The organism is Neoroseomonas rubea, from assembly GCF_016106015.1.
GTDB lineage: Bacteria > Pseudomonadota > Alphaproteobacteria > Acetobacterales > Acetobacteraceae > Neoroseomonas > Neoroseomonas rubea.
On record NZ_JACADQ010000152.1, the window covers coordinates 1 to 9,289 of the forward strand.

The following is a 9,289-nucleotide window of genomic DNA, read 5'->3' on the forward strand; positions in this document are numbered from 1 at the left end:
CCGAAGCGCTTGGCGTGGCCGACCAGGTCGGCGAGTTCCGGCGTCTCCCCCGAATTGGACAGGGCCAGCACCGCGTCCCCGGCCACGATCATGCCGAGGTCGCCGTGGGAGGCCTCGGCCGGATGGAGCGCGCCGAGGCGCGCGTGATGCGCCGGCTCGGCCTGCCCAACCCCTGGCGGGGGGCCACGTGATGCCCCGAGCCACCGCCCTTCCTTCGGATCGAGGCCCCGCCTCGCGAGCCGCCCCCACCCCTTCGGATCGAGGCCATGCCTCGATCCGCGAGCGCGAAGCGCGACCGCGCTCAGACCGCCAGCCCCGCCCGGCGCGCCCGCGCATGGCGCGAAAGCCAAGCGGCCGGAGGCCGCGCCTGGCGCCTGAGGGCATACGAACACCCCGCCCGCCTCGATCCGCGAGCGCGAATGCGCGACCGCACCCAGACCATCAGCCCCGCCCGGCGCGCCAGCGCATGGCGCGAAAGGCGAGGCGGCCGGACGGCCGCCGCCCGCCGTCTGAGGGCATGAACACATGAGCGAAGCATCATCGCGCCCCGGCCTGTTCTGGAAGCTCCAGGCCATGCTGCGCCGCAAGGAGGCGGAATCCGTCCGCGACCGCGTCGAGGAACTGATCGAGCGCGGGGAGGACACGCCCGGCGGCGCGGGGGAATTGCCCTCGACCAGCGACCTCGGCGCGCATGAACGCGCCCTGCTGTCGAACGTGCTGCGCCTGCAGGGCACGACCGCCTACGACGTGATGGTTCCGCGCGCCGACATCATGGCGATGCCGGAGACCTTTACGCTCGAGCAGGCGATCGGCCTGATCCAGCGCGACGGGCACAGCCGCTACCCGGTCTATCGCGAGAGCCTCGACGACATCGCGGGCATGGTCCACATCAAGGACGTCTTCGCCGCGGTGGGGCGGACCGGGCCATTCGACATCAAGTCCATCCTGCGCAAGCCGCTGTTCGTCGTGCCCTCGATCCCGGTGCTCGACCTGCTGCTGCAGATGCGCCAGTCGCGCGTGCACATGGCGCTGGTGGTGGACGAATACGGCGGCATCGACGGGCTGATCACCATCGAGGACCTGGTCGAGACCATCGTCGGCGACATCAGCGACGAGCACGACGAGGACGCGACGCCGCAGATCACCGAGCGGCCGGACGGCACGATCGAGCTCGACGCGCGCGCGACGGTCGAGGCCTTCGAGGCGAAGCTCGGCCGGGTGCTGACGGATGAGGAGCGGGCGGCCGACATCGACACGGTGGGCGGGCTGGTCTTCACCCTGGCCGGACGGGTGCCGGCGAAGGGGGAGCTCGTCTCCCATCCCTCGGGCCTGGAATTCCGCATCCTGGAGGCGGATCCGCGGAAAATCCGCCGGCTGCGCGTGAAGCGGCCGGGGGCGCAGCCGCAGAAGGCGGCCGCCGAATAGCGCCAGGCGCGGCGGGCGGCGCGCGGTTGAGCGCCGGCGCCGTTCCGGGCATGCATCCCCGCCCCGCCCGACCTTCCACCACCCCCCGGCACGACAGGGACCGCTGCGCATGTGGGACAGGCTGCTCCGGCATCTCGCCTCGCGGCGCGGATGGCGTCTGTGGGTGACGGCGGCGGGGCTTGGCGCGCTGGCGGCACTCGCCCTGCCGCCGGTGCATGCGGTGCCGGTGCTGCTTGTCGCCATCCCGGGGCTTCTCGTCCTGGTGGGCGCGGCGGAGACCGCCCGGCGCGCCTTCTGGATCGGCTTCGCCTGGGGCTGGGGACATTTCGCGGCCGGCCTGTATTGGGTGACGCACGCGATCCTGACCGAGGTGGAGCGCTTCTGGTGGCTGGTGCCGATCGCGGTGCCGGCGCTGGCCCTGCCACTCGCGCTGTTCGTGGCGGGGCCGGCGGTGCTCGCCTGGAAGGCGCGGGAAGGCTGGCCGCGCGTGCTGGTCTTTGCCGGCGCCTGGGTGCTGTTCGAGTTGCTGCGGGGCTGGGCCTTCACGGGCTTCCCGTGGAACCTGCTCGGCACGGTCTGGGCCTTCGGCGCGCTGCCGATCCAGGCGGCGTCGGTCGTGGGCGTGCACGGGCTGTCGCTGGCCACCGCGCTGATCGCGGCGACGCCGTTGCTCGGGCGCCGGGCGATGGCCGGCGGGGCGGTGGCGCTCTCGGCCTTCGCGGTGTTCGGCCTCGTGCGGCTGTGGCCGGCCGAAGCGCCGCCCCAGCCGGTCGGGATCCTGATCGTGCAGGGCAACGTGGCGCAGGAACTGAAGTGGCGGGAGGAACAGCGCATCCCGATCCTGCGCCGCTACATCGAAGGCACGCGGGAGGCGGCGCTGGCCGCGCTGCGGGAACTGCCGGAGGATCACGGCCTCGTGATCATCTGGCCCGAGTCAGCGGTGCCCTTCCTGCTCGCCGACGATCCTGAGGTGCGCCAGCTGGTCGCCGGCGCCCTGCCCCGGCGGGCGATGCTGCTGGCCGGGACGGTGCGGGCGGAATTCGGGGAGGATCGCCGCGCGCGGCGGGTGTTCAACAGCCTGGTGGCGATCGACCCGGCGGGCGATGTGCGCGGGATCGCTGACAAGGTCCACCTGGTGCCCTTTGGTGAGTACATGCCGCTGTCGGGACTTCTGCCGATCCGGCTGGTGCAGGGGGGGATGGACTTCACCGCCGGGTCGGGCCGGCAGGCGGTGGCGGCGGGCTGGGTTCCCCCCTTCGGCGCCCTGATCTGCTATGAGGTGATTTTTCCCGCTATGGTTGTACCGACGGAGCGGCCCGCCTGGCTGGTGAACGTGACCAACGATGCCTGGTTCGGGATCTCGGCGGGTCCGTGGCAGCATCTGGCGGCGGCGCGGTTGCGTGCGGTGGAGGAAGGGCTGCCACTGGCGCGTGCGGCGCAAACGGGCGTTTCGGCGGTGTTTGACTCGCGCGGGCGTGAAGTTGCGCGCACGGGGCTTGGAGAAACGGGGGTTTTGATGGCGCCCTTGCCCGCGGCGCGCGAATCGACTCTTTTTTCCCAAGTCGGCCTGATATTGGCTGCGAGTCTCTCCTTGATGCTTTTCGCTTTTGGGTGGTGGCTGAGCCGGCGGTGATACATCCCGGTGTGGAACGTTAACCAAACTCAACCAGTCGTGCTTGTCTAAAAATGCGAGATTGAGAAAAAGAGTTGACGAAAAGTGAATGCCGCTCTAATTGTGCGACAGGGGCGAGGGGTTACTACGATCGCCGCAAGCGCGGCGGGAGGCGGCGGTGTTGAAATCGGCGGAGGTTCGGATGTCGAGTGACGAGACGATGGAGCGCGTGGATCGCGAGCACCGCGCCAGCCCCATTGATGTGCATGTCGGCACCCGGGTCCGCCTGCGCCGCACGCTCCTCGGCATGAGCCAGGAAAAGCTGGGCGAGGCGCTCGGTCTCACCTTCCAGCAGATCCAGAAGTACGAGCGTGGCGTGAACCGCATCGGCGCCAGCCGTCTCTTCGACTTGGCCCGCGTGCTCGACGTGCCGATCGGCTTCTTCTTCGACGACATGCCGCCCGAGATGGGCGGCGCCGCCGGTGCGACCCGCTCCCGCGGCTCCGCCTTCGGCTTCGCCGAGGGCCAGGAAGGCTTCGAGGACGACACGCTGCACCGCCGCGAGACCCTCGAGCTCGTCCGCGCCTACTACCGCATCACCGACCCGTCGGTGCGCAAGCGGGTGTTCGACCTCATCAAGACGCTGTCGCCGACGGAGTAACGCCCCCAATCCCGAGGTGACCTGCGCGGGCGCCGCGCGGCGATGGGCCATGCCCGCGCCGTGCGGCGCCTTCTTGCGTTCGCCCGCCCGTTCGCCGTGCCGGGCGCGTCGGGACAGCGACGCGACCGTCCGATCCCTCCGCATCAAGGGGGGGCCGGATCGCGCCTTGCGCGATGAACGATGTCGGGCGCCGGGGGCCCGTTCCTTTCCAATTGGTTAACGCTCATCGGAGCGGCGCCATTGGTTAAAATATCGTAACGACACCGAAAGGGAGTGGCGTCCACCCGGCGGCCGTGGTGGAAGCTTTCGTTCCTTTTACGCAACGAGAATGCCCTTCATCACCGGGACCGCCGGGAACGACACGGTCACCCCCGCGCTCAACAGCGGCGGGGGTCCGGTCGCGACACCGGGCGACGACATCATCGCGGGCGACCCGCAGCCGACCGATCCGGGCGCCGACCTGCTCGATGGCGGGGCCGGCCGCGACGTGCTGGACGGGGCGGGCGGCAACGACACGCTGGTCGGCGGCGCGGGCGCGGACACCTTCACCCCGGCCCATGACGGGCCCGGCAGCATCGTCGCGCAGCCCGACATGATCGTGGATTTCTCCCGCCCCGAGGGCGACGTGATCTCGCTGCTCGACGGGCTCGACGCGACGGGGGCGCGCGCGCTCGCCTGGCGCGGGACGATCTCGTTCGGGCCCGGGTGTCCACCCTCCTGCTCGACACGCCCCTGCCCGGCGGCGCCAGCACCACCGAGACACCGGTCTTCCGGGTCACGCGCAGCGCGGGCGGCGGCTGGGTCGTCGCCGACCTGGACCGGGACGGCGTGCTGGATGCGACCGATTTCGCGCTTCTCGTCCTGCCGCCGGGCGGCGGGGCGCTCACGCTTGCGCCGGAGGATGTTCTCCCCGGCACCTTCGTCAATACGGGAGGAACGACAATGGCCACGATCCTGGGGACGGGCGGGTTCGACAATATCGGGCCAGGGGGCGCCTCCCCCGGCGTGATCGGCGGCCTGCCGAGCGGGGCGGCGGACTCGATCCTCGGCGGCGACGGCAACGACACGATCGACGGCGGGGGCGGCGACGACACGATCCTCGGCGAGGCCGGCAACGACCGGCTCTTCGGCTTCACCGGCAATGACCGGCTCGATGGCGGCGCGGGCGACGACGTCTTCAACCCCGGCACGGGCGACGACTTCGTCAGCGGCGGCGCGAACTTCGACGTGCTCGACTACACCGACCTCTCGGGGCCGCTCTCGGTCACGGTCAATGTGGGCACGGTCTCGCGCGAGAACCTGCTGACCGTCTCCGGCGGCGCGGCGGGATCGGACCTCGCCATCGGGATCGAGCAGATCAACGCGACGATCGGCGACGACACCATCGTCGTCGACAACGTCAACACCGACGACTTCCTGTTCTACGTGCGCGGCAATGCCGGCAACGACAGCATGGTGGGGCCGTCGGCGCTGAACCGCGGCCTCATGCTCGACTATTTCTACGACACGGCGACGCAGGGCGTGTCGGTCAACCTCGCCACGGGACGCGCGAGCGACGGGCTCTTCACGCCCTTTGCGGGCGCTGGCGGCGGCGTCGACAGCTTCTCGAACTTCACCGCCGTCCGCGGCGGCCTGGCGAGCGATACGCTGATCGGCGGGACGACGAATGACCGCTTCCGCGGCATGGGCGGGTCGAACTCGATCGATGGCGGCCTCGGCTTCGACCTCGCCGACTACACGGGCAACAACGGCAACGTCACGGTGAACCTCGCGACCGGCCGCGCGGCGCACCAGATGGGCGGTACGGATACGCTCGTCTCGATCGAGGAGATCCGCGGCAGCACGGCGAGCGACACCATCCTCGGCTCCGGCGCCAACGAACGCATGCGCGGCAATGCCGGCAACGACACCATGGTCGGCGCCGGCGGGATCGACACGCTCGACTACGGCACCGGCGGCAATGGCGTCTCGCTCGACCTGGCACTGGGGACGGGCTTCGACGGGCTGTCGGGCTTCGACAGCGTGATCGGCTTCGAATACGTCATCGGCAGCCGCAGCGGGGACATCGTCACCGGCACCAGCGCGGGCGAGACGATCGACGGCGGCGACGGCAACGACAACCTCAACGGCGCCGCGGGCAGCGACCTGATCATCGGCGGCACCGGCTTCGACACGGTGTTCTACGCCGGCGGGCACGCCGCCATCAGCGCGATCGTGCAGTTCAACGGCACAAGCGGCCACAGCGCGACCGTCACCTCGGCCATGGGCGTGGACACGCTGCGCGACTTCGAGGCGATCAACGGCAGCATCAACGGCGACAGCATCACCATCCAGTCCATCGACGACGTCTCGGGCTTCCAGGCGCGCGGCTTCGGCGGCAACGACACCATCATCGGCCCCCTGAACCGCAGCTTCGGCGCCTTCGCCGACTATCTCACGCCGGGTGTGACCAGCGGCGTCTCGGTCAACCTCGCGACCGGCTTCGCGACCGACGGCTATGGCGGCACCGACCTGCTCCTGAGCATCGGCGCGGTGCGGGGCTCGACGCTGGGCGACACGATGCTCGGCAGCGGCGCCAACGAGCGCTTCCGCGGCCGCGCCGGCAACGACCTGCTGAACGGGGGCGGCGGCACCGGCGACGTCGTCGACTATGCGCAATCGACGGCGGCGGTCAGCGTCGACCTCCTGCTCCAGCGCGCCCAGGACGGCGAAGGCGGCACGGACACGATCATCGGCTTCGAGGAGGTGCGCGCCAGCACCGGCAACGACACCATCCGCGGCACCGCCGCCGACGAGGCCTTCCAGCCCTTCAACGGCAATGACAGCGTCGCGGGCGGCCTGGGCCAGGACCGCGTCATCTACGGCTTCGCCTCGGGCAATGTCCCCTCCCCCACCGCCGCCGTCACGGTGAACCTCGTCACCGGCATCGCGCAGGATGGCTGGGGGGGGACGGACACGCTCTCCTCCATCGAGCGCGTCACGGGCACGGCGTTCAACGATTCCATGCTCGGGGGCGCGGAGGGCAACCGCTTCCGCGGCCAGGCCGGCAACGACACGCTCGATGGCGGGCTCGGCGGCGACTGGGCCGAGTACAGCAACGCCACGGCCGGCGCGACGGTGAACCTCGCCACCGGCACCGCGAGCGACGGCCAGGGCGGCACCGACCGGCTGGTGTCCATCGAGAACGTCATCGGCAGCAACTTCGCCGACCATCTGACCGGCGTCGCTCAGGGCGGCCGATCCGTCATCCAGCTGCGCGGCGGGGCGGGCAACGACACGCTCATCGGCATCGCCGGCGAGTTCGTCCGCGCCGACTATTCCGACCAGACGACGGGGCTGTCCATCAGCCTCGCCGCTGGCACGGCGAATGACGGACGCGGCGGCATCGACACGCTGATCAACATCCGCGGCCTGTCGATGTTCGGCGACCACGCCGACACGCTGATCGGCACCGCGCAGTCGGAGTGGTTCACGCCCAGCACCGGCGCGGACAGCATCAATGCCGGCGGCGGGCTCGACATCATCGGCTACGGGGCGAACGCGACCGCCGGCGTCTCGGTCAACCTCGCCATCGGCCGCGCGCTGGATTCGGGCGGGGACATCGACACGATCCTCGGCATCGAGGGCGTCAGTTCGTCCTTCGGCGCGGACACCATCCTCGGCAGCGCCGTCGCCAACCTGATCAACCCTGGCGCGGGGGCGGATTCGGTCCATGCGTTGGGGGGCGAGGACACGGTCTCCTACAGCCTCAACTTCTCCCCCGGCGGCATCCAGTATGACGGGGATGCCGACGGCAACCGCCTGCCGGTACAGGGCGTGACCATCGACCTGCTGACCGGCCGCGCCACGGATTTCGGCGGCGGGGCGGACACCATCCTCGGCTTCGAGCACGCGATCGGCGGCACGGCGGACGACATCCTCCGCGGCAGCACGCTCGCCAACGCGCTCAAGGGCGAGGAAGGCAACGACACGCTGGAAGGCCGCGCCGGCAACGATACGCTCGATGGCGGGCTGGGCACCGACCGGCTGCTCGGCGGCCTCGGCGACGACACCTACGTCATCGACGCGACAGCGGACCTGATCGTCGAGGCGCTGGGCCAGGGCTTCGACACGGTGCGCACGCTGCGCGCCGCCTTCGTCCTGCCGCTGAACGTCGAGGCCATCGTCGCGACCAGCGCCATCGCGCACAGCTTCACCGGCAACACGCTCGACAACCTGCTGGTGGGCAATATCGGCGCCGATACGCTGAACGGCGCCGCGGGCAACGACACGCTCGATGGCGGGGCGGGCATCGACCGGCTGCTCGGCGGCCTCGGCGACGATGTCTACGTCATCGACGCGACGGCGGACGTGATCGTCGAGTCGCTGGGCCAGGGCTTCGACACGGTGCGCACCCTGCGCGCCACCTTCGTGCTGCCGCTGAACGTCGAGGCGGTGGTCGCGACGGACGCGACCGCGCGCAGCTTCACCGGCAATGCGCTCGACAACCTGCTGCTCGGCAATGCGGGGGCCGACACGCTGGTCGGCGGCGGGGGCAACGACACGCTCTATGGCAGCGACGGCATCGACCGGATGCTCGGCGGGATCGGCGACGACGAATATGTCGTCACCCTCGGCGATGTCGTGGTCGAGGCGGCGGGCCAGGGCATCGACCTCGTCAGCGTGCGGGACGGCGTCGCCCATGTGCTGGGGCTGAACCTCGAGAACCTGGTGCTGGAGGGCGCCACGCTGCTGAACGGCACGGGCAACACGCTCGACAACGTCATCGAGGGCAATGGCAACGCCAACATCCTCAGCGGCCTCATCGGCGACGACGACCTCGCCGGCAATGGCGGCAACGACACGCTGATCGGCGGCGCGGGGGCGGATACCCTGTTCGGCGGGGCCGGCAACGACCATTTCCGCTTCGTGCTGGCGACGGAGTCGACGCTCGCCGCGCCCGACCGGATCACCGACTTCACCTTCGGCCAGGACCGGATCGACCTCAGCCTGATCGACGCGGACAGCGCCATCCCGGGCAACCAGGCCTTCACCTATGTCGGCGCGGCGGCGCTCACGGGCGCGGGGCAGCTGCGCGCCGCCTCACTCGGCGGGACGATCTATGCGGTGGAGGGCGACGTGGATGGCGGCGGCGCCGATTTCCGCATCCTCGTCGACAGCGCGACCGCACCGGTCGACGCCTGGTTCATCCGGTAGCCGGCGGGGCATCGGCCTTCGCATGCCGGCCGAGGGCACCGCCTTCGGCCGGCGGGCATGACCGGCGAAGCACGGCGGGCGGCTGGCGCGACTTGCGGATGACCGGAAACCCTCCGGCCTCGGTCCGCGCGCATCTCCACGCCCATGGCTCGTTCCGGCGCACGATCCGATCACGCGGGATCAGCGTGATCGTATGGTGCGCCGTGGAATCGACTGTTCCCGGAGCAGGGCATCCGACCAGCGGTTCCCGGCTGATCGGATATCGCCCTGGGCAAGCTGCTCCATCGCGCACGCCGCGCAGGGGACGACGCCCCGCGCGCGGCGACGATCAGCCCGCCGCCAGCGCCTCGACCGCCGCGCGGTCCGGCGTCGCGCCATCCCGCGCGCGCAGCGCG

The 9,289-nt window shown here is 70.8% G+C and carries 4 protein-coding genes and 2 pseudogenes; 5 read left to right on the plus strand and 1 reads right to left on the minus strand.

Annotated features, from left to right (window positions below; all coding sequences use genetic code 11):
- Window positions 1–128, minus strand: a pseudogene (locus HW577_RS14645) (KpsF/GutQ family sugar-phosphate isomerase); the annotation flags it as partial.
- Window positions 129–525: 397 nt separating this feature from the next.
- Between HW577_RS14645 and HW577_RS14650 the strand changes: the two are divergent.
- The 5 genes and pseudogenes from HW577_RS14650 to HW577_RS26910 all read left to right on the plus strand — a co-directional run bounded on the left by HW577_RS14650 (window position 526) and on the right by HW577_RS26910 (window position 8,894).
- The gene (locus HW577_RS14650; protein ID WP_198376899.1) at window positions 526–1,425 is read left to right on the plus strand and encodes a hemolysin family protein; all 900 of its coding nucleotides are present in this window, start codon (window positions 526–528) and stop codon (window positions 1,423–1,425) included.
- Window positions 1,426–1,534: 109 nt separating this feature from the next.
- Window positions 1,535–3,058, plus strand: coding sequence for an apolipoprotein N-acyltransferase (lnt, locus tag HW577_RS14655; protein ID WP_198376900.1), 1,524 nt, complete (start codon window positions 1,535–1,537; stop codon window positions 3,056–3,058).
- A 181-nt stretch (window positions 3,059–3,239) separates the two neighbouring features.
- On the plus strand, window positions 3,240–3,698 hold the full coding sequence (locus HW577_RS14660) for a helix-turn-helix domain-containing protein (protein WP_198376901.1): 459 nt from the start codon (window positions 3,240–3,242) through the stop codon (window positions 3,696–3,698).
- A gap of 328 nt (window positions 3,699–4,026) precedes the next feature.
- Window positions 4,027–4,230: pseudogene (locus tag HW577_RS27150) on the plus strand (hypothetical protein); the annotation flags it as partial.
- Between the two features lie 173 nt (window positions 4,231–4,403).
- On the plus strand, window positions 4,404–8,894 hold the full coding sequence (locus tag HW577_RS26910; protein WP_332837715.1) for a beta strand repeat-containing protein: 4,491 nt from the start codon (window positions 4,404–4,406) through the stop codon (window positions 8,892–8,894).
- Window positions 8,895–9,289: the final 395 nt, after the last annotated feature.